Annotated in this window: 23 protein-coding genes; 17 read left to right on the top strand and 6 right to left on the bottom strand. The window is 72.1% G+C overall.

What is annotated here, in order from left to right; all coding sequences use genetic code 11:
* From fliS to DEJ17_RS13590, 16 genes are all read left to right on the top strand, one after another.
* The coding region (fliS, locus tag DEJ17_RS13670) for a flagellar export chaperone FliS (protein WP_110894726.1) at positions 1-391 on the top strand (391 nt) is incomplete at its 5' end.
* Positions 381-683, top strand: a complete 303-nt coding sequence (locus DEJ17_RS13665) for a hypothetical protein (RefSeq protein WP_110894724.1) — start codon at positions 381-383, stop codon at positions 681-683. The genes fliS and DEJ17_RS13665, both read left to right, overlap by 11 nt.
* Before the next feature lie 241 nt (positions 684-924).
* Positions 925-1,269: a flagellar basal body protein gene (locus DEJ17_RS13660; RefSeq protein WP_017886135.1), complete on the top strand. Its 345-nt coding sequence runs from the start codon at positions 925-927 to the stop codon at positions 1,267-1,269.
* On the top strand, positions 1,266-1,661 hold the full coding sequence (locus DEJ17_RS13655; protein ID WP_071244596.1) for a flagellar basal body rod protein FlgC: 396 nt from the start codon (positions 1,266-1,268) through the stop codon (positions 1,659-1,661). The genes DEJ17_RS13660 and DEJ17_RS13655 overlap by 4 nt, the downstream gene beginning before the upstream one ends.
* A complete protein-coding gene (fliE, locus tag DEJ17_RS13650; protein ID WP_110894722.1) occupies positions 1,661-2,002 on the top strand; it encodes a flagellar hook-basal body complex protein FliE in 342 nt (113 codons plus the stop codon). The genes DEJ17_RS13655 and fliE overlap by 1 nt, the downstream gene beginning before the upstream one ends.
* Complete coding sequence (fliF, locus tag DEJ17_RS13645; RefSeq protein ID WP_110894720.1) at positions 2,002-3,672, top strand: flagellar basal-body MS-ring/collar protein FliF; 1,671 nt, start codon at positions 2,002-2,004, stop codon at positions 3,670-3,672. Before fliE ends, fliF begins: the two co-directional genes overlap by 1 nt.
* A gap of 8 nt (positions 3,673-3,680) precedes the next feature.
* Positions 3,681-4,721 carry a flagellar motor switch protein FliG gene (fliG, locus tag DEJ17_RS13640; protein ID WP_110894736.1) on the top strand — a complete coding sequence of 347 codons (1,041 nt, stop codon included), beginning with the start codon at positions 3,681-3,683 and terminating at the stop codon, positions 4,719-4,721.
* Entirely contained in the window at positions 4,714-5,388 is a 675-nt protein-coding gene (locus DEJ17_RS13635; protein WP_110894718.1) for a hypothetical protein, read from the top strand. Before fliG ends, DEJ17_RS13635 begins: the two co-directional genes overlap by 8 nt.
* Positions 5,385-6,728, top strand: coding sequence for a FliI/YscN family ATPase (locus DEJ17_RS13630; protein ID WP_110894716.1), 1,344 nt, complete (start codon positions 5,385-5,387; stop codon positions 6,726-6,728). Before DEJ17_RS13635 ends, DEJ17_RS13630 begins: the two co-directional genes overlap by 4 nt.
* Positions 6,728-7,159: a flagellar FliJ family protein gene (locus tag DEJ17_RS13625; RefSeq protein WP_110894714.1), complete on the top strand. Its 432-nt coding sequence runs from the start codon at positions 6,728-6,730 to the stop codon at positions 7,157-7,159. Before DEJ17_RS13630 ends, DEJ17_RS13625 begins: the two co-directional genes overlap by 1 nt.
* Positions 7,156-7,893: a C40 family peptidase gene (locus DEJ17_RS13620; protein ID WP_110894712.1), complete on the top strand. Its 738-nt coding sequence runs from the start codon at positions 7,156-7,158 to the stop codon at positions 7,891-7,893. Before DEJ17_RS13625 ends, DEJ17_RS13620 begins: the two co-directional genes overlap by 4 nt.
* Entirely contained in the window at positions 7,890-9,305 is a 1,416-nt protein-coding gene (locus DEJ17_RS17845) for a flagellar hook-length control protein FliK (protein WP_181421202.1), read from the top strand. Before DEJ17_RS13620 ends, DEJ17_RS17845 begins: the two co-directional genes overlap by 4 nt.
* A gap of 25 nt (positions 9,306-9,330) precedes the next feature.
* The gene (locus DEJ17_RS13605; protein WP_027465521.1) at positions 9,331-9,774 is read left to right on the top strand and encodes a flagellar hook assembly protein FlgD; all 444 of its coding nucleotides are present in this window, start codon (positions 9,331-9,333) and stop codon (positions 9,772-9,774) included.
* Between the two features lie 69 nt (positions 9,775-9,843).
* Entirely contained in the window at positions 9,844-11,019 is a 1,176-nt protein-coding gene (locus DEJ17_RS13600) for a flagellar hook protein FlgE (protein ID WP_110894706.1), read from the top strand.
* A gap of 408 nt (positions 11,020-11,427) precedes the next feature.
* Positions 11,428-11,754, top strand: a complete 327-nt coding sequence (locus tag DEJ17_RS13595; protein WP_110894704.1) for a helix-turn-helix transcriptional regulator — start codon at positions 11,428-11,430, stop codon at positions 11,752-11,754.
* Positions 11,751-12,425, top strand: coding sequence for a cation diffusion facilitator family transporter (locus DEJ17_RS13590; RefSeq protein ID WP_375342576.1), 675 nt, complete (start codon positions 11,751-11,753; stop codon positions 12,423-12,425). Before DEJ17_RS13595 ends, DEJ17_RS13590 begins: the two co-directional genes overlap by 4 nt.
* Positions 12,426-12,485: 60 nt before the next feature.
* Here the strand turns inward: DEJ17_RS13590 and DEJ17_RS13585 are convergent, their stop codons facing one another.
* Complete coding sequence (locus DEJ17_RS13585) at positions 12,486-13,121, bottom strand: isochorismatase family protein (protein WP_110894700.1); 636 nt, start codon at positions 13,119-13,121, stop codon at positions 12,486-12,488.
* A 115-nt stretch (positions 13,122-13,236) separates the two neighbouring features.
* Here DEJ17_RS13585 and DEJ17_RS13580 point away from each other — a divergent pair, with 115 nt between their 5' ends.
* A complete protein-coding gene (locus DEJ17_RS13580; RefSeq protein ID WP_110894698.1) occupies positions 13,237-14,184 on the top strand; it encodes a GlxA family transcriptional regulator in 948 nt (315 codons plus the stop codon).
* A 121-nt stretch (positions 14,185-14,305) separates the two neighbouring features.
* Here DEJ17_RS13580 and DEJ17_RS13575 read toward each other — a convergent pair whose 3' ends face one another.
* The 5 genes from DEJ17_RS13575 to DEJ17_RS13555 form a co-directional block, all read right to left on the bottom strand.
* Positions 14,306-15,907 carry a Na+/H+ antiporter gene (locus tag DEJ17_RS13575; protein ID WP_110894734.1) on the bottom strand — a complete coding sequence of 534 codons (1,602 nt, stop codon included), beginning with the start codon at positions 15,905-15,907 and terminating at the stop codon, positions 14,306-14,308.
* A gap of 137 nt (positions 15,908-16,044) precedes the next feature.
* Positions 16,045-17,178 (bottom strand): DUF475 domain-containing protein, encoded by a 1,134-nt coding sequence (locus DEJ17_RS13570; RefSeq protein ID WP_110894696.1) that lies wholly within the window; start codon positions 17,176-17,178, stop codon positions 16,045-16,047.
* Between the two features lie 212 nt (positions 17,179-17,390).
* Positions 17,391-18,959: a UDP-N-acetylglucosamine 1-carboxyvinyltransferase gene (locus DEJ17_RS13565; RefSeq protein ID WP_181421198.1), complete on the bottom strand. Its 1,569-nt coding sequence runs from the start codon at positions 18,957-18,959 to the stop codon at positions 17,391-17,393.
* Between the two features lie 110 nt (positions 18,960-19,069).
* A complete protein-coding gene (locus tag DEJ17_RS13560; RefSeq protein ID WP_110894693.1) occupies positions 19,070-19,879 on the bottom strand; it encodes an anti-sigma factor domain-containing protein in 810 nt (269 codons plus the stop codon).
* The gene (locus DEJ17_RS13555; protein WP_110894691.1) at positions 19,876-20,421 is read right to left on the bottom strand and encodes an RNA polymerase sigma factor; all 546 of its coding nucleotides are present in this window, start codon (positions 20,419-20,421) and stop codon (positions 19,876-19,878) included. The genes DEJ17_RS13560 and DEJ17_RS13555 overlap by 4 nt, the downstream gene beginning before the upstream one ends.
* Between the last annotated feature and the right edge of the window lie 36 nt (positions 20,422-20,457).

Raw genomic sequence — 20,457 nt, 5'->3', positions numbered from 1 at the left:
GAACGAGGCCGTGCTGTCGGCGACGCCGGCCCAGCTCGTGACGATGCTCTACGATCGGCTGCTGCTCGACCTGCACCGTGCGGAGGCCGCGCAGGTCGCCGCCGACTGGGAGTCAGCCCGCGAGCAGCTCCTGCACGCTCAGGCGATCGTCGGGGAGCTCTCGAGCACCCTCCGGATCGACGTCTGGGACGGCGGCGAGGGCCTGCTCGCCGTCTACAACTACGCCTCCACGTCGCTCATCACGGCGAACGTGCACCGCGACGTGCAGGCCACCCGCGACTGCATCCGGATCCTCGAGCCGCTGCGTCAGTCGTGGCACGAGGCGGCGGCGTCGCTGCCCGCGATGCCCGCCACGCAAGCGCCGACCGGGGGAGCCCTCGGTGTCGCCTGAGCAGCCGGACGGTCGAGCCGCATGGGAGGCCCTGCTCACGTCCCTGGAGCACGACGCCGCCGGGCAGGCGGCCGACTCCACGACCGTGGCCGGGTGGTCGGAGCCGGCCGGGCTGGGACCGCTGCCGCGTGACCTGGTGGGACGGGCCTCCCGGCTGCTCGCGGCGCAGCGGGACCGCATGACGGTGCTCGAGGCGGACCGCCGCTCGACGCTGGAGCACCTCGGTGCCCTGCGCGCCGTCGACGCCACGCGCGAGCCCCGCGGCTCCGTGTACCTCGACGCTTCCGCCTGACCCGCGCCCCAGCACCGGTTCTGCGACAGAGCACCCGTCGATCGACGGGTGCTCTGTCGCGTTCCGGGTGCGACCCGCACCCGCGCCCCGCCCCCCGTTCGGGGCGACGCCTAACGCGGCGGACGACGGCCTCCGATAGCGCCACTCGAGCACGGATCGCTCACCAGTTCGGCCAGGGATCGGCCACCACCGCACGGCGACGTCGTCACCACGACGATGCGCCTTGACGAGGGGACCCTCCGTGTTCGATTCCGTGACGAGCGTCGCGCTGCAGAGCGCACTCGACGGTCTGTCGATGCGCCAGAAGGTGATCGCGAACAACATCGCGAACATCAACACGACGAACTACCACGCCGAGAAGGTCCAGTTCGAGGACGCCCTGGCGAAGTCGATCGTGGACGGCGACGGTGCCACCACGCCGACGATGGCGCGCAGCCTCGAGCCGACGAACACGAACGGCAACAACGTCAACCTCGACGAGGAGACGCTGTCGAACATCGACACCGTGCTGCGGTACCAGTTCGCCACGCAGGCGATGAACTCCGAGCTCACCAGCGTCCGTGCGGCGATGCGGACGAACTCGTGACGACCTTCGACGCGATCGGCATCGCGAGCACCGGCCTGACCGTGCACCGGAAGTGGCTCGACGCCGTCTCGGACAACATCGCCAACGCGAACACCGTGAAGTCGATGGACGACACCGCGTTCCAGGCGCGCTACGTCGAGGTGCAGGAGGGCAACGGCGTCTCCGGCGCCTACGTCAAGGGCGCAGCGTTCGGCAGCGCCGCCGGCCGTGTGACCTACGACCCGGACAACCCGCTCGCGAACGAGGAGGGCTACGTCCGCATGCCCGACATCGACCTCGGCACGCAGATGGCGGACCTCATCATGGCCCAGCGCGGCTACCAGGCGAACGCCGCCGTGGTCGACCGTGCCAAGACCGCCTACGAGGCGGCACTGCAGATCGGGAAGAACTGATGCCCATCGACGCCGTGAACGGTGTGACCACCAACGCGATGACGAACGCCCTGACGAGTGTGTCGGGGACGTCCAGCGACAGCACGAACGCGACCGCAGCCGCCGGCGCGAGCACCGACGGCAGCGGGTTCGCCGCGAGCCTCGGCAACGCCGTCGACGGGCTGCAGTCGCTGCAGAGCGACTCGAAGACCCTCGCGCTCAAGGCCGTGACCGGCAACCTCGACGACATCCACGACGCCACGATCGCCGCCACCCGCGCGCAGGTCACGCTCGAGCTCGTCTCCGCCGTCCGCAACAAGGGCGTCGACGCCTTCAACGAGATCATGAGGATGCAGGCCTGATGCCCGTCGCCGTCAAGAACGTCTTCGCGCGCCTCAGCGCGTACGTGAAGGGCTTCTCCGCCGCCCAGCGCACCATCGCGATCCTGGCGATCGCGGCGCTCGTGCTCGGCGGGATCGCCCTCGCGTCCTGGCTCGGCAAGGCGTCCTACGCCCCGCTCTTCACCGGGCTCGCCGCGGCCGACGCGAGCTCCATCACGGACCAGCTGCAGACCGACGGCGTGCCGTTCCAGCTCACCGACGGCGGCGCGACGATCCTCGTACCGCAGGCGCAGGTGTACTCGGAGCGGCTCAAGGCGGCGTCGAACGGCCTGCCGTCGTCGAACGAGGGCGGCTACTCGCTGCTCGACGACATGGGCGTGACGAGTTCGGAGTTCCAGCAGGACGTCACCTACAAGCGCGCGATGGAGGGCGAGCTCGCCAAGACCATCGGCGCGATGGACGGCGTGCAGACCGCCACCGTGCAGCTCGCGATCCCGGAGAAGTCGGTGTTCGTCTCAGAGGAGAAGGACCCGACCGCGTCGGTGTTCATCGCGACCGACAACGGCACCCAGCTGAGCACCGACCAGGTACAGGCCATCGTGCACCTGACGAGCGCCTCGGTCGAGGGCATGCAGCCCACCGACGTCTCCGTCGTCGACGCGAAGGGCCAGACCCTGTCCGCCGTCGGCACCGGTGCGACCGGCAGCGGCGCGGACCAGGCCGCCGACTACGACGCGGCGACGAGCAAGAAGATCCAGGACCTGCTCGACACGACGCTCGGCGTCGGCAACGCGACCGTCGTGGTCTCCGGGACGATGAACCAGGAGTCCGGCACCCGGACGTCCGAGAGCTACACGTCTCCCACGTCGGGCCCGGTCGCACTGAACGAGTCCAGCACCACCGAAGAGTACGGCGCGGGCTCCGGCGCCGGGAGCGGCGCGACGGGGGTCCTCGGCCCGGACAACATCGCCGTCCCCAACGGCACCGCGACGAGCGGCACCGGCGACGACGGGTACAAGAACGAGTCGGCGACGAAGAACAACGCCGTCGACCACACCACCGAGACCACGCAGATCCCCTCGGGCGGGCTCGACCGGCAGACCATCTCGGTCGCGCTGAACTCCAAGGCCGACGCCGTGCAGAACGCGAACCTGCAGAGCATCAACGACCTGGTGTCCGCCGCCGCGGGTGTCGACCAGGACCGTGGCGACCAGGTCAAGGTCGCGATGATGGACTTCGACACGAGCGCGTCCGACCAGGCCGCCAAGGCCCTCGAGGCGCAGCAGAAGGCCGACCAGCAGGAAGCACTGTGGTCGTCGATCCGCACCGCCGGCATCGTGATCGGCATCGTCCTCGCCGTCATCGCGATCATGTTCTTCGTCGCCCGTCGCAACCGGAAGCAGGAGCGCGAGGCCGTCGACCTCGGCGAGCTCGACGCCTTCGCCGGTGAGACGTTCCAGCTGCCCCTCGCGATGGACGGCGCGGACGACCGGGCGACGCTCGGTGCCGGTGACGCCCCGACCGCCGTGCTGTCGGCGATGCCCGGCGGCGACGCCCCCACCGAGGTGCTGACGACCGAGGAGATCACCGCCGAGCGCCGCCGTCAGGACATCTCCGCCCTGGCCGAGCGCGACCCGAAGCGCACCGCCGAGCTCCTGCGCGGGCTCCTGGACGACCGGGCACCGGTGTGAGCGCGCTGATGCCGAGCCCCGGCGGCGGTTCCGGTCCGAGCGACCGTGCCCTGACCGGCGCGCAGAAGGTCGCGCTCATCCTCATGCAGATGGAGACCCACCGCGCCGCCGAGGTGATGAAGCAGTTCACCGAGATGGAGGCCGAGGAGATCTCCGCCGAGATCGTCCGGATGCGCCGCGTCGAGGACACCGTCGTCGACCAGACGCTGTCGGAGTTCCACCGGATCACGATGAGCGGCCGGCTGCAGAAGCGCGGCGGCAAGGAGACCGCCCTCGGGCTGCTCGAGGCGTCGTTCGGCGCCGAGCGCGCCGCCGGCGTGATGGACCGTCTGGCCTCGAACCTCGCCGGCCAGTCGTTCGACTTCCTCGACGACGCCGAACCCGGCCAGGTCATCTCCCTGCTCGAGGGTGAGCTGCCGCAGACGATCGCCCTCGTGCTCGCCCACCTGGGCCCCGGGCAGGCCAGTGCCGTGCTCGCCGGGATCGACGAGCGTGTCCGCACCGACGTCGCCCAGGCCTTCGCCACCATGGGCAGCGCGACCCCCGAGGCCGTCGGCATCGTCGCCGGTGTGCTGCGCCAGCGCGCCGGGGCCGTCGTGTCGCCGCGCGAGAGCGTCGAGGTCGTCGGTGGCATCGCGCCCCTGGTCGACATCATCAACCGCTCGGACGTCGCGACCGAGAAGGCCGTGCTCGAGGGACTCGAGGCCCGCGACCCGGAGCTCGCCGAGGACATCCGCTCCCGCATGCTCACGTTCGAGGACATCGTGAAGCTCGAGTCCCGCGACATCCAGCAGGTGCTGCGCGGCATCGACTCGAAGATCCTCGCGACCGCCATGAAGGGCGCAGCCGGACCGGTCGTCGAGACCATCCGCGCCAACGTGTCCGAGCGCAACCGCGAACTGCTCGACGACGAACTGCAGGCCATGGGCCCGGTCCGCGTCTCGCAGGTCGAGGAAGCCCGCGCCGAGGTCGTCCGCTCCGTGCGCGAGCTCGAGGCCCAGGGCGTCGTCACGGTGCACCGGGCCGAGGAGGACGAGCTCGTTGACTGACACCGTCGTGCACCGCGTCGCCTTCCCGGTGCTCGCCGACCCCGCCGGCCGCGAGCGTGCGTCGAGCGCGGACGTCCGCGGGCACGCGGCCGGGTACACCGCCGGCCTGCGGGCCGCGCAGGCCGAGACCGACGCCCTGCGCGCCCGGCTCGAGGCCGAGCACGCCGCGCGGATCACCGCCCTGCAGGCCGAGACGGCACGCCGGATCGCGGTCCTCGACGCCGCCACGAACGCCATGCTCTCCACGGTCGCACCCGTCCTGGCGGACGCCGAGGCGTCGGTCGCGAGCGCGGCGGTCGACCTGGCCGAGGCGATCGTCGGGAACGTGGTCCGCGCCTCCAGGCCCGCACACGACGCGACCGTCGTCGACGGTCCGGACGGACAGGGCAGCCGGGAGGCCCGGATCGCGTCCGGCGCCGAGGCCACCGTCCGGCGGGCGCTCGCGTCCGCCGACCCCACGGTCCCGGTGGCCGTCCGGCTGAGCCCGGCGGACGCCGCGCGCGTCGCCGGCCTCGACCTGCCGGTGCCGGTCGTCGCCGACGGCGCCCTTCGCGACGGCGACGCCGTCGTCGACCTGCCGGACGGCATGCTCGACGCGCGCATCGCCACGGCGCTCGACCGCGCCCGCACCGCTCTGGGTGTCGACGCGACGGGAGCCGACCGGTGACCGCCACGCTGCTCCGTCCCCGCGGTCTCGACGAGGCGCTGCTGCGGGCCGCACCCCAGCGGGTCGGTGTCGTCACGAGCGCCGTCGGCCTGGGGCTGACGATCGCCGGGCTCGACGCCCGCGTCGGCGAGGTGGTCACGGTCGGCGCCGAGGACGGCGAACAGACCGCGGTCGAGGTCGTCGCCACCGATGCCTCGGGCGTCCGCTGCATGCCGCTCGGCCGCCTGACCGGCGTGACCGCGGGCACCCCGGCGCGCCCGACCGGCCGCCCGGTGCTCGTGCCGACCGGATCCGGTCTGTTCGGCCGCGTGCTCGACGGGCTCGGCCGACCGATCGACGACCGCGGTCCGCTCGAGGGCCCCGGCGACGAACCGGTCACCTGGGTACCGCTCGACCACGACACCCCGAGCGCGATGGCCCGGACCCGCATCGACACCCCGATGCAGCTCGGCGTCCGCGTACTCGACACCCTGACCACCGTCGGCCGCGGGCAGCGCATGGGCCTGTTCGCCGGGTCCGGCGTGGGCAAGTCCTCGCTGCTGTCGATGATCGCGCGCGGGAGCGACGCGGCCGTCAACGTCATCGCCCTGGTGGGGGAGCGCGGCCGTGAGGTGCGCGAGTTCCTGGAGGACGACCTGGGACCCGAGGGGCTCGCCCGCTCGATCGTCGTCGTGTCGACCTCCGACGAACCAGCGCTCATGCGCCTGCGCGCCGCGTTCGTGGCCACCCGCATCGCCGAGTCGTTCCGCGACGCCGGCCAGGACGTCGTGCTCATGATGGACTCGCTCACCCGCGTCGCGATGGCGCAGCGTGAGATCGGCCTGTCGGTGGGGGAGCCGCCGGCCACTCGGGGCTACCCCCCGTCGACGTTCTCGGTGCTCGCCGGACTGCTCGAGCGCGCCGGGACCGACCGGGTCGGCAGCATCACCGGCATGTACACCGTGCTGGTCGACGGCGACGACCACAACGAGCCGATCGCCGACGCGGCCCGCAGTATCCTCGACGGCCACGTCGTGCTCGACCGCAAGCTCGCGATCACCGGGCACTTCCCGTCGGTCGACGCCCTCGGCTCGGTGTCCCGCGTCGCCTCGAAGGTCACCCGACTCGAGCAGCGTGCCGCCGCCACCGTGCTGCGGAAGGTGATGGCCGCCCGGGCCGGTGCGCAGGACCTGCTCGACGTCGGCGCGTACCAGCGCGGGTCGAACCCGCTGGTCGACGCCGCCGTCGACCACCAGGGATCGATCGACGCGTTCCTGCGCCAGGGCATGGACGAGCGAGCGACCGCCGACGCGTCCTGGCAGCGCCTCGGTGGCCTCGTGCAGCAGCTGGGGGTGTCGTGATGGCCCGCCGTTTCCCGCTCGCCGGACTCCTGCGCCTGCGCCACACCGAACAGGACCGTGCCGCCGCCACGCTGGCCACCGCGAACGAGCGCGTCCGGGACGCGGCCGACGCCCGGATCGCCGCACGCCGGAGCCTCGCGGACAGTGAGGACGCCCAGCCGATCCAGGACGCCGCCACCCTGAGCGCCGTCGCCGCAGCACGTGCCGCGACCCGCGGGATGCTCGAGGAGCTCGACGCCGTAGTGCAGAACCGCCGTGCCGACGCCGACCGGGCGCAGCTGGACTACACCGCTGCCCGTCGCGCCGCCGTCGGCCTCGAGAAGCTCGAGGGCAAGCACACCGAGCAGCAGGCGGCCGAGGAACTCCGGACGGAACAGAACGCCCTCGACGAGATCGCGGCACGACGCCGCACGGAAGGTGGTGCCCGATGAGCGTCGAAGCGGTGCTCTCCCGGATCTCGGAGATCCGGTCCCAGATCGACACGCTGCGCGGCGGGACGGCCACGGCTGCCCCGAGCGCCTCCGCCACCAGCGGTGCCGCGGGGTCGTCCGCCTTCGCCGATGCCCTCGCCACCGCCGACGGCACGACCGGCGCCGCGAGCGCTGCCGGTGCGACCGCCGCAGCGACCGCGACGGCCACCCGTGCCCCGGCGACCTCGGTCGACGCCGGGGCCGGCACCCTCGCCACCGGCAGCGGTGCCACCGGGGCCGACGTGGTGGCCGACGCGAAGAAGTACCTCGGCGTCCCGTACGTGTTCGGCGGGGAGACGACCGCGGGCATGGACTGCTCGGGCCTGGTGCAGACGGTCTTCAAGGACCTCGGGGTCACGATGCCCCGGGTCGTGCCGGACCAGGCGAAGATGGGCGTCGAGGTCGGCTCCCTGAAGGACGCGCAGCCCGGCGACCTGATCATCCCCAAGGGCGAGGGCCACGTCGTCATCTACGTCGGCGACGGCAAGGTGCTGCACGCGCCGCGCCCCGGCAAGGACGTCCGGATCGTCGACAACTGGTACTCCGACGCCGACATCGCGACCATCCGCCGGATCGTCCCCGCACAGGCGGCCCCGGCGACCGTCGCCGCGCCGACCGCCTCGGCAGCGCGTTCCGCGACCGACCTGCAGACCGCCGCGCTGCTGTCCATGATGCAGTCCGGGAGCGCCGCATGAGCCTGACCATCGCCACCCAGCCGTCCGTGCCCGCCGCACCGGGCCCCAGCCGGAGTGCGGCGTCCGATCCAGCGGCCGCCGGGTCCTTCGGTGCCGCATTGACCGCCGCCGTCGCGACCGAGCGACGCCCCGGAGACGGTGCCGCCGGGCGGGACGACGCCGACGGCCGCACGGCGGACGGGTCAGCTGCGACGCCGAGCACCGCCACCACGCCGTCTGCGTCCCCGTCCACGTCCACGTCGGACCAGTCGGTGCCCGCGACCGGTTCCCCGTCGGTCGACGCGCAGGCGCTGCTCGCCGCCGGACTCGTGGCCGCGCCGATCGCTCCGGCGGGCCTCGCCAGCGACACGGGGGACCAGTCGGCCAGCAGCCCCGCCGAGACGCCCGCCGGCGAGCAGCATCTCGTCGTGGCCACGGGGGTGATCGCCGGAACGACGACGACACCGGCGTCGGTGGAGGGGGACACCTCGACGCCGGTGCCGTCGACCCCGGCACCGACCACCGCCTCCGCCACCGCGACCCCGCAGCAGGCACCGGCGTCGGGCGCGGCACGGCAGACCCCTGCCGCAGCGACGACGGGCACGGCGACCACCGCCGCGGCGACCGCCGCCGTGAAGACCGCTGGCACCGCGTCTCCGGCCGCTGCCGCGACGACCGTCGCAGGCGCCATCCCCGCGACGACCGCTGCCTCGACGACCACGGCCGCGACCGATCCGGTGACCACCGCCCCGACGGCCGCTGCCGCGATCGCGGCCCCCGCCGCCACCCGCACCGCCGACGGCGACACCGCCACCGTGACCCCGGCCCAGGTGCCGGTCGTCACGGCCGCGCCGGCAGCCGGCACCGGCTCCCGAGCCGGCCACGGGACGGAACAGCAGGCGTCGACGCCGGGTGATCCGGGCCTCCCGGCGGTCACGCCCACCCGCGGTGGCGAGACGCCCTTCGTGGTGTCGACGACGACGAGCACCGCGTCCACCGCGGCGACCGCGCCGGCCCCGGCACCGCTCGCCCAGCAGCTGGCGCGACCGGTGTTCTCGCTCGCCCAGGCCGGGCCCGGCGAGCACGTCGTCACCGTGCAGGTCGTGCCGGACAGCCTCGGCCCGGTCACGGTCCGTGCGCACGTCACCGCGCACGGCATGCACGTCGAGTTGTTCGCCGCGTCGGACGCCGGCCGCGAGGCCGTCCGCCAGGTCCTGCCGGACCTGCGACGCGACGCGGCCGGCACCGGTGTGAGCACCACGCTCGACCTGTCGTCGCAGAACCAGCCGCACGACGCGCCGGGTCGCGACGAGCGTCCGGCCGCGCGTGCGCTGCCTGGCGACCCCGGCCTGGAGGCGCGGGTCACCCCGCGTACGCAGCCCGCCGCCCACACGCCCTCCATCCGCACCGCGGGACTCGACGTCCTCGCCTGATCCGGCTCACGAACAGGAACTCACCATGCCCATCGACGGCATCACCGGCAGCGTGGACCCGACCGCGCAGGCGGCGGCCCTGGCCGCCAACTCGACGGCCCAGAAGTCCCAGACGATGGACTCCGAGGTCTTCATGAAGCTGCTCGTCACGCAGTTGCGCAACCAGGACCCGTCCTCGCCGATGGACACCAACCAGATGATCAGCCAGCAGACGCAGCTCGCGATGATGGAGCAGATCACCAACCAGACCACGACGGGGAACGAGAACTTCTCGCTCCAGATGCGCATCGCCGCAGCGAACCTCGTCGGCAAGCAGGTCAGCTACACCGACGCCGACTCGGGCAAGTCCGTCACCGGGACCGCCTCGGCCGTGTCGTACGCGAACAGCGTACCCACGGTCACCGTGAACGGGAAGGAGGTCGCTCTCGACGTGATCTCCGGCATCACCACCACCGCTCCGGCGTCCTGACGCCCGCTCCACCTTCCTCGTTCTTCCTCGCTCTTCCTCGCTCTTCCTGCCTCTCCGAAAGGACGCACCATGCTCCGCTCGCTCTACTCCGGGATCTCCGGCCTCCGCTCCCACCAGCAGATGCTCGACGTCACCGGCAACAACATCGCCAACGTCAACACCGTCGGCTTCAAGTCGTCGACCACCGTGTTCCAGGACACCCTGTCGCAGATGACCCAGGGTGCCGGCGGACCGCAGACCGGCATCGGTGGCACGAACCCGGCCCAGATCGGCCTGGGCGTGCAGGTCGCCGGGGTCTCCACGAACTTCTCGCAGGGCTCGGCGCAGGCCACCGGCAAGGCCACCGACCTGATGATCTCGGGCGACGGGTTCTTCGTCACCCGCCTGGGCAACGACACCGTCTACACCCGCGCCGGTGCGTTCGACTTCGACGCCAACGGCCGCCTGGTCACCGCCGACGGAAAGATCGTGCAGGGCTACCCGGCCACGAACGGCGTCGTCAACGAGAACGGCCAGCTGTCCGACATCACGCTGCCGCTCGACGCCGCGGCCCCGGCGGTCCGCACCACCGCCGCCACGGTCGCCGGCAACCTGCCGTCCGAGACCGCCGTCGGCCAGACCATCACCCGCGAGGCCACCGTGTACGACGCCTCGGGAGCCAAGCACACGATGTCGCTCGCCTACACGCGCACCGCCGACGGCTGGGACGTCACCGGGCGCAACGGCCAGGGCACCACGGCGACGACCTCGTTGACCTTCGGCACCGACGGCAAGCTGACCGCCGGCGGGACCCTCGCCGTCGGTGGCATCCGGGTCGACATGGGCGACCTGACCGGGTTCGCCTCGCTCAACACCGCGGCGATCGGTTCACAGAACGGCCGCGAGGCCGGCGCACTGCAGGGCTACTCGATCTCGAAGGACGGCACCGTCACCGGCACGTTCTCGAACGGCGCGTCGCTCGCGCTCGGCCGCATCGCCCTCGCCACGTTCGCCAACCCGGCCGGCCTCGAGAAGACCGGGGCGTCGGGCTACCGCGCCACCGCGAACTCGGGCGGCGCGACGGTCGGCGGTCCCGGCTCGGCGGGCGTCGGTTCGCTCGCGGCGGGGACGCTCGAGATGTCGAACGTCGACCTGTCGCAGGAGTTCACGAACCTGATCGTGGCGCAGCGCGGGTTCCAGGCGAACGCCCGCATCATCACCACCTCGGACGAGGTGCTGCAGGAGCTCACGAACCTGAAGCGCTAGCGGCGGGAGCTGCGCTCGCGTCGTCGGGCGCTTGGTGAGCAGGAACGGTCGGGTGCTGAAGGGGGACTCGACCGTTCCTGCTCACCATCGTTCGTGGCGCAGGGAGTTCGGCGACGGGTCGTGACGAAACGACCTGTCGTGACGTCTCATCGGTGCGATGCGCGAGAACCACGACACCGACCACCAGTCCGACCACCGCTGCTGCAGCGTCTTCGACCGCTGGCGGTGTGATCGACCACGCGGCCACGACGGCGTGCACGAGTCGCGTGGTCCCGGCGGCCGCACGAGCTGGAACGACGCGCTGACCGGGCGGCGGCTCTCGGACGTGTGAGCCAGGGCGCTGTCCGGGTGCGTCACGCGTCGTACGGAGCGGTGGCGGCCAGGGTACGGCTCGGGTATGGTCAGCACATGCTGACCATTGCCTCGCGGCACGCAGTGTTGAACCGCCTCGGGCGGGCGCTCTCCGACCCGACGCGTGCGCGGATCCTGCTCCGGCTGCTCGACGACCCCGGCTACCCCGCGCGGCTCGCCGAGGAACTCGAGCTGACGCGGACGAACGTGTCGAACCACCTGTCGTGCCTGCGCGGCTGCGGGATCGTCGTCGCCGTGCCCGAGGGGCGTCGGACCCGGTACGAGATCGCGGACCGCAACCTCACCCGCGCGCTCGAGTCCCTCGTCAACGTGGTGCTGGCGGTGGACGTCGCCGACGACGACGGATGCGAGGTCGAGCGGTGACCACGCCTGCGGTGTCGCTCGCACCGGTCCGCGTCGGCGTGCTCCGGCGACGGATCAGGTGGATCGTCGCGGCCACCATCGCCTACAACGTGATCGAGGCCGTCGTGGCGATCGCGGCCGGTTCGGTGGCGTCGTCCACCGCGCTGATCGGCTTCGGACTCGACTCGATCGTCGAGGTCCTGTCGGCGGCGGCGGTCGCGTGGCAGTTCGCCGGACGTGACCCGGAGGTCCGGGAACGAACGGCGCTGCGGGTGATCGCGGTCTCGTTCTTCGGGCTCGCCGTCGTGGTCAGTGTCGATGCCGTCCTGACCTTCACGGGTGTCCGGTCGCCGGAGCACTCTCCGGTCGGCATCGTCCTGGCCGCGGTGAGCCTGGCGGTCATGCCGTTCCTGAGTCTCGTCGAACGGCGGACCGGACGCGAACTCGGTTCGGCGTCGGCGATCGCCGACTCGAAGCAGACGCTGATCTGCAGCTACCTGTCGGCGGCGGTGCTGCTCGGCCTGCTGGCGAACAGCCTGTTCGGCTGGTGGTGGGCCGATCCGCTCGCCGGACTCGTCGTGGTCGTGTTCGCCGTGCGCGAGGGACTCGAAGCCTGGCGCGGTGATGCCTGCAAGCAGCCGGTGTCGGCGCTGACGGGGGAGCGCGAGCGCGAGGGTTGCGACTGCTGCTGACCCGTGTCAGGCGCAGCCGATGATCAGCCGGCTTCGGACATTTGTCGATGAGAACCGATGTCAGCCCGGGAACCGCTGGGTCCCCGCGGTCGCCGAGGTCGGCAGTGCGTCCTTGGGGATCGCGACTCCGGCGGTGAGTGCCGACGTCCACTCCGCGGTCGGTGCGACGGCGGCGAGGTTCGACTGCAACAACGCCATCAGCGTGCGGTGCACCGTCTCTGCGGACACGGCCCCGCCGGCGTTGACGATGTTGATCGCTCCGGTCGCGTCGGACAGCACCTCGACCGAGACGTCGAGGGCCTCCGCCTCGGCAGCTGAGGCGATGATGCAGTTGTTCGTCATGAAGCCGACGAGAGTGACCGTGTCGATCGACCGCTCCTGCAGCCAGGCGAGCAGGTCCGTGTGGGCGAAGACGGAGCTGAACTGCTTCGTGACCTGATGCCACTCGGGCGTCCGTCGCCGCTCGATCTCGGGGTGCAGGGCGAACGCCTCCGTCGTCGGGTTGAACACCGGCGCAGCGTCGCCGGCGGTGTGCTGGACGACGACGATCGGCATGTCGGCAGCCGTCGCGGCGTCGATCGCGGTCGTGATCTGCGCGAGCGCGTCGTGGACGGGCGGGAACCGGACCTCGAGTGGACCGCTGAAGTACTCCAGCTGGATGTCGACGAGGACGAGGGCGCGCTGGGGATCGGACACGGGAGCTCCTTGGATCGGTGGGTCTACTCGACGATCTTCGTCCGTCGATGCCCTCGGCGCGATTGGCACGCGTGCATCGGTACGATGGATCCAGGCCAAACCGGAGGAGTCCCGCGTGCGGATCGCCATCTACGCCTTCGACGGCATCACGATGTTCCACCTGTCGGTCCCGCAGATGGTGTTCGACGAGGTCACCCGGCTCGGGCTCGCCGACTGGGAGACGGTCGTCTTCTCCGACCGGCCCGGTTCGGTCCGGACCGCCGAGGGGCTGACGCTCGGTCCGGTTCAGGGGCTCGCCGCCGCGGCGGACGCCGACCTGGTCGTGGTGCCGTCCTGGACCGACGACGGCACCCGCCTGCCGACACCGACCGAGCGGGTGGTCCTCGAAGCGCACGCGCGTGGATCGGTCGTGGTCGGTCTGTGCCTCGGGTCGATCGCGGTCGCCGGCGCCGGGCTCCTCGCCGGACGCAGCGCCGTGACGCACTGGCGCGAGGTCGACCGGCTCGCCGCCGCGCACCCCGACGTCACCGTGGACGCCGACGTGCTCTACGTCGACCACGGTGACGTGCTGACCTCGGCGGGCACGGCGTCCGGGCTGGACGCGTGCCTGCACGTCGTGCGGACGCGGCTGGGCGCCGAGACGGCGAACCGGGTCGCGCGGAGCCTGGTCGTCGCGCCGCACCGCGAAGGCGGCCAGGCCCAGTACATCGAGCGGCCGGTCGTGCAGCGTCGGGGCGACGATCCGGTGGCGACGGCATCGGCCTGGGCGGTGGAGCACCTGGACGAGGAGCTCGGCGTCGACCGACTCGCTGCGGCGGCCCACATGAGCCGACGCAGCTTCGTCCGGGCCTTCAAGGTGTCGACCGGCACGACCCCGGCGGCCTGGGTACGGAGTCGCCGTCTGGACGAGGCCCGTCGGCTGCTCGAGACCACCGACCTGCCCGTCGACCGGATCGCCGCAGCGTGCGGGTTCGGCAACCCGGTCACACTGCGGCAGAACTTCGCCGTGGCCTTCGGCAGCACACCCTCGAGCTACCGCCGACGGTTCGACGCGCGGCCCTGACGGGTCGGCCGAGCGAGAGCGTTCCTCCCATAACGGCTGCAATGGGAACGGGAAACGGGCGTCCCTGGTCAGAACGACAGACCGGGTACGCCCGATTCGACCAGGTGTGCCCGGAGTCGCCCTACGACGACGTGGGCGGTGACGCCACCGACTCCATGCCGTCCAGCCGCGCCTCTTCCGCGTCGTACCCGGCGCGGACCTGACGCAGCACCAGGTCGTCGATCTCGTCGGCGTCGCGCAGGCGCAACAGCGTGTTCGCCTTGTGCTGGACGAGCGCCAGCTCGAGGGCGACCGCGTTGTCGTGCCGCTGGAGCGCGGGGTGGTCGTCATCGTCCCCCTCGCGGGCATCGATCACGTCGAGGTGCGCCTCGTAGTCCTTCCGCAGGCGATCGACGGTGGCACGGTCGGCTCCCGTCGAGCGGGCGAGACGGGGGAGCGCGTCGAGGGCCTCCTCGATCGCGGTGCGCTCGGCGTAGCGGCGTTCCTCGCTGACGGACTCGTCCTCGGGCAGTGCGGCGCGACGCAGGACGGCCGGCAGCACGAGGGCCTGCCCGACGATCGTGACGATGACCACGCCGGCGGTCACGAAGACGATGAGGTCGCGCTCGGGGAAGTCGCCGCCCGACTCGAGGGTGCGCGGCACGGCGACGGCCATGGCGAGCGACACCGCGCCCCGGAACCCCGCGAACCCACTGACGAGCCGGTCGCGGTGCCCCTCGCGCGGTTCCCCGCCGGTCCGTCGGGTGACGAGCCAGATGGTCCCGCCCGCGGCGTTCAGGAACGCGAACCGCACGATGACGAGCAGCACCGCGACCGCGAAGACGATCCCGGTCCCGCGCAGCAGGTCGGCGGGGTCGAGTGCGCGTGCGGCGACCATCGCCTCGATGCCGACCAGGACGAAGAGTGCGCCGTTGAGCAGGAAGGTCAGGAACGACCAGAACGCGCGCACCTGCTGGCGGGTCTCGGCGCGGTCGAGCTTGGGTCCGACCTGGCTGACGACGATGCCCGCAGCCACGACGGCGAGCACGCCGGAGGCGCCGATCGCCTCGGCGGCCAGGAAGGCTGCGAAGGGCACGAGCAGGGTGACGAGGTTCTCGAGCACCACGGTGTCGACGCGCCGCAGCACCATCGTCCCGATCCAGGCGGCTGCGAGCCCGGCGGCGACCCCGCCGATGTACGACAGGAGGAGCATGCCCGACACGTTCCAGAAGGTGAGCTCCTGTGTGCCGACGGTGACGGCCACCGCGATGCCGTAGACGACGAGGGTGGTGCCGTCGTTCACCAGGCTCTCGGCACGGAGCACCGTGACGTTCCGCCGCGGCAGCATCTTCGTGAGCACACCGACGGCGGTCGCGTCGGTGGGGGCGACCGCGGCGCCGAGCACCCACGCCGGCCCCCACGGCAGGCCGAGCAGGTGGAGCAGGAACGCGACGGCGCCCGCGGTGACCACGACGAGCAGTGTGCCCATCAGGACGATGCCGCGCAGGTTCTTCCGGATCTCACGCAACGACGTCGTCAGGCTCTCCCAGTAGAGCAGCGCCGGCAGGAACAGCAGCAACACCGCCTCGGCGGGGAGTTCGACGTCCGCGAACTGGGGCACGAACGCCAGCAGCGCGCCGAAGACCAGGAGCAGCACGGGTGGTGCGATCCGGATCCGGTCGGCCACGGCCGCCGTCAGTGCGATGGCGAGGCCGAGCACGACCACCAGTTCCGGTCCCAGCACGTGCACTCCGATCGTCGTCCGACCCGCCAGTCAACGCCGATCCACGGTCGATCCTTCCAGGACAGCCGAACGACGCGCCGCACCACACCCGAACGATGCCCCGCACAACACCGCACGACGCGTCACGAACGGCCGCGTCACACTGCCCGCGGCCGCCGCACCACCCGTCGCCACCACGCGCGCCACGGCAGGGAGCTCACCAGCGCCGACCCGATCACGACGGTCCCGAACCACCCCACGACGACACCCGGGATCGGCACGAGCAGACTCGCCCACAGCAGCACCGACAGCACCCCGAGGACGTACGCCGCTCCGGCCTTCAGGTACCGCAGCCGCTTGAGTCCCGCGGCCTGGTCGACCCGCGAGGTCAGCCGGGCCAGGAACACCGCGCCCACCCCGATCGCCCCGATGGCGACGGCGGCCTGCTCGAGCGCCCCGAGCCCGTCCGACCCGAGCGGCCCGGACCCCGACAGGCTGTACACGCCGTCGAGGATCTCGAAGAGCATGAACACCACGAGCCCCCGCTCGAACACGACCGTCGACGCGTAGAGGTGGATGCGCCAGGCTCCGCGGCCCGCCCCGATCGAAGCCGTGTCCGAGGCACCGCCCCCGGAGCCGGGGTGCAGCGCCCACGCCGCGGTCCGCTTCGACACGAGGTACGCGGCGATGCCGGCCACCCCGCCGAGCGCAACCGGCAGCAGCGCACCGGCGACCCAGCCGGAACGCGACGCGACGAGGACGGACGTGACGACGACGCCGGTCAGCGCGGTGACGAGCGACCAGACGCGTGGTCGCGCGACGGAGGCGAGTCGCGCCTCCAGGCTGCCCAGCCAGGACCTGCGAGACGCGCGGTCGGTGTTGAACAGGTACTCGGCGAAGACCTGCCAGATGAACGCGGCGCCGAAGGCGGCGAGGGCGGGACGCACCTCGGCCAGGTGCGCGGAGAACGAGCCGGGCGCGAAGACGGCCTCCTCCACCGAGCTCGCCGGGTCGGTCGCGTCACCGACCGCGACCGCTGCGGGCGGCAGCAGCAGACGCATCGCGAGCACGCCCGCGACGATGCCGAGGGACAGGAACAGCCGGCGGGCGGGGGAGTGGAGGCGCCCGGCGATGCCGGCCATCGGCACCGACGAGTCCGCGGCCATCGCGATCTCGAGGAACGCGAGGGCGACGAAGGCGAGCGCCGCCGCCGGGCCGAGCACCAGCCAGGCCGCCGCGGCGGCCGCGACGGTGATGAGCAGGGGGACGGTCAGGAGTGATCTCGTGGCCATCTGCCCATCCAGCACGGTCGGGCTGGGCGGCGCATGGAGCGCTCCTGGGGATCGGCCTGGAGGCCCGTGGGGACCGGCGTCACTCGGGTGACGGCCCGTCCCCACTTGCGGGGACGGGCCGGTCGGGGAACCCAAGACACCGGTGTTCGCGTGTTGAACCGCGGTCTGCACGTGTTCAACCGGCGAACACCGGTGTCTTGCGGGGGCCAGCGTCAGTCGTGGAACGTCTCGATGGACGCGCCGAGCGAGTTGAGGCGCTCCTGCAGCTGCTCGTAGCCACGGGCGATGATGCCGACGTTGCGCAGGACGCTCTCGCCCTTCGCCGCGAGCATCGCCAGCAGGATGACGACGGCGGGCCGCAGTGCCGGCGGGCAGCTGATCTCGGCGCCCGAGAAGTGCGTCGGGCCGGTGACGTCCAGGCGGTGCGGGTCACGCAGGGTGACGCTGGCGCCGAGACGGGTGAGGTCGAGCAGGTGGATCGCCCGGCCCTCGTAGACCCAGTCGTGCACGAGCGTGGTGCCCGAGGCCGTCGCCGCGATCACGACGAAGAACGGCAGGTTGTCGATGTTCAGGCCGGGGAACGGCATCGCGTGGATCTTGTCGATCGGCGCGTGCAGCTCGGACGGGTGCACCGTGATGTCGACGAGGCGGGTGCGGCCGTTGGCGGCGGCGTACTCCTCGCTGACGTCGAAGCGCAGGCCCATCTCCGCCAGGGTCGCGAGCTCGATCTCGAGGAACTCGATCGGCGCTCGGGTCACGGTCAGGGTCGACGCGGTGACGATGCCGGCGGTCAGTAGGCTCATCGCCTCGACCGGGTCCTCGCTCGGCCAGTAGTCCACGACCTCGTCGATGCGGCTCTTGCCGGTGATCCGGAGCGTGGTGGTGCCGATGCCCTCGATCTGCACCCCGAGCAGCTCGAGGAAGAAGCAGAGGTCCTGCACCATGTAGTTGGGGCTGGCGTTCCGGATGACGGTCTCGCCATCGCGGGCCGCGGCGGCCAGGATCGCGTTCTCGGTCACGGTGTCGCCGCGCTCGGTGAGGACGACCGACTTGGTGGGGACGGCCTGGTTCGCGACGTCGACCTCGTACCAACCGGAGGTCGCCTCGACGTCCACGCCGAACGGACGCAGCGCGATGAGGTGTGGCTCGACCGTGCGGGTGCCGAGGTCGCAGCCGCCGGCGTAGGGCAGGCGGAACGACTCGTACCGGCCGCTGAGCGGGCCGAGGAACATGAGCACGCTGCGGGTGCGGCGGGCGGCGTCGGCGTCGATCGCGTCGAGGCGCAGGTCGTCGGGGGCGACGATCTCGAGGGTCTCGCCGTCCTCCGACCAGGTGACGCTCGCGCCGAGGCTGCGGAGCACGTCGATGATGCGGTCGACCTCGACGATCCGGGCGACCTTGTGCAGCCGGGTCACGCCGCGGTTGAGCAGCGAGGCGCAGAGCAGTGCCACGGCGGCGTTCTTGCTCGAGTTCACCGCGATGGAGCCGCTGAGCTTCCGGCCGCCCTGCACGCGCAGGTGGGCCCGCTGCGGGGCGCCGCCGATCGAGACGATCTGCTGGTCGAGGGCGTCGCTGATGCGGGTCAGCATCTCGAGGGACAGGTTCTGCCCGCCCTGCTCGATGCGGTTGATCGCGCTCTGGCTGGTGCCGACGCGTTCGGCGAGCTGGGCCTGCGTCATGCTGCGGCCCTTGCGGGCGCCCCGGATCAGGGCGCCGACCTCACGGAGGGGTGCTGCGGTCGCCGGAGATGCCGGCGAGACGACGGTGGTGGTGTCGGTCATGCGCGCCACGCTAACACGCTCATGAGATAAACCGTTGGAAGATCGGCACCAATTGCGCGTTCCGAGGTCTCGGATACGTCACAGTTGGGAATTTCGGGGGACGAAACTGCTCAGGGATCGGTCAGGGTGCCGCGGACGATCGAGTCGCCCGAGTGCGCCGGATCGCCGTCGTCGGCCTCGGCGGAGACGTCGACGACCGGGAACTCCGCGGTGTCGACGCCGTCGGGCACCGTGAAGCGACCCTGGTCGCCGTCGAGGTAGCCGACGCTCACCAGTCCGCCGAGGTCGGACCGCATCATCCAGACCTCGCGCAGCGGACCGGTGCCGGAGCGACCGCGCTCACCGTGCAGGTCGACGACGAGGGTCACCCGGCCGTCCCGGTCACGTTCGAGTTCGGCGCGGCCGGTCGTCCCCGACCAACCGGGCAGTGGTGCGAGCTCGGTGTTCGCCAGGACGGTCTCGGTGTCGCCGCGGGGGAGTCCGGGGACGACCCCCGACGCCACACCGATGCCGAGGACGACGGCGAGGACACCGACGCCCGCGATCGCGATGGCGAGGGCTCGGCGACGACGGGGACGGGATCGGGGCCGGCGGGCCACGGCGTGGCGCTGCGCGTCGGACCGGGTGCCGGCGGGCGCCCCTTCGGATGCGCGTTCGGCCGCTCGTTCGGGTTCGGTCGCCGGTGCCGCAGTCTGCTGTGGCGTCCGGGCGATCTCGGCCGCGATCCGCTCCCACACGTGCTCCGGGGGTGCAGCCAGGGTGACGTCCTCGGACGCCCGGGTCACCGCGGCGACCCGCTGCAACGCGGCCACCTCGTCGCGGCACCGGTCGCAGGACGCCAGGTGCTCGGCGACGTCGTCGTCCGCCACCTGGTCGGAGACCGCGAGCATCGCCAGGGTCTCGTCGTCGACGTGCTTCATTCGATCACCTCCAGTCGTGTTCGGAGCCGAGCCAGACTTCGGTGGATGTGGCTCTTGACGGTGCCCAGCGGCAGTTCGAGCCGTTCGGCGATCTCACGATGGCTGAGGTCGTCGTAGAACGCCAGTCGCATCACGCGTCGTGGGACCTCGTCGAGCCGCTCGAGTTCGCCGGCAACGAGTGCGCGCTCGGCCAGGTCGAAGGCCGGTTCCGGCGCCGGGGTCGTCTCCTCGACCACGTCCGGGTCGGCGGCGCTGGCGTGCCGTCGACGCTCGTTCTGCGCGTCGGCGATGCAGTTCCGGGTGATGCCGACCAGCCACGCGCCGAGCGGGGCACGCGTCGGGTCGTAGCTCGTGCTGCGCTGCCAGGCCTTCACGAAGACCTGCTGCGTGACGTCCTCGGCGGCGGCCGGGTCGGCCAGGGCGCGCAGGGCCAGCGAGTACACGAGCGACGACCACCGTTCGTAGACGGCTCGCAGGGCGTGCTCGCCCCCGGCGCGGAACGCGTCCGAGAGCTCGCTGTCGTCCGGGAGGATGGTCGTCACGTCTTCCTGTCGCTGCCGCAGTCGTCGTCGACCACG

This window comes from Curtobacterium sp. MCSS17_011 (assembly GCF_003224275.1).
GTDB lineage: Bacteria > Actinomycetota > Actinomycetes > Actinomycetales > Microbacteriaceae > Curtobacterium.
The sequence above is the reverse complement of the archived record's forward strand: the minus strand, read 5'-3'. Positions and strand labels throughout refer to the sequence as shown.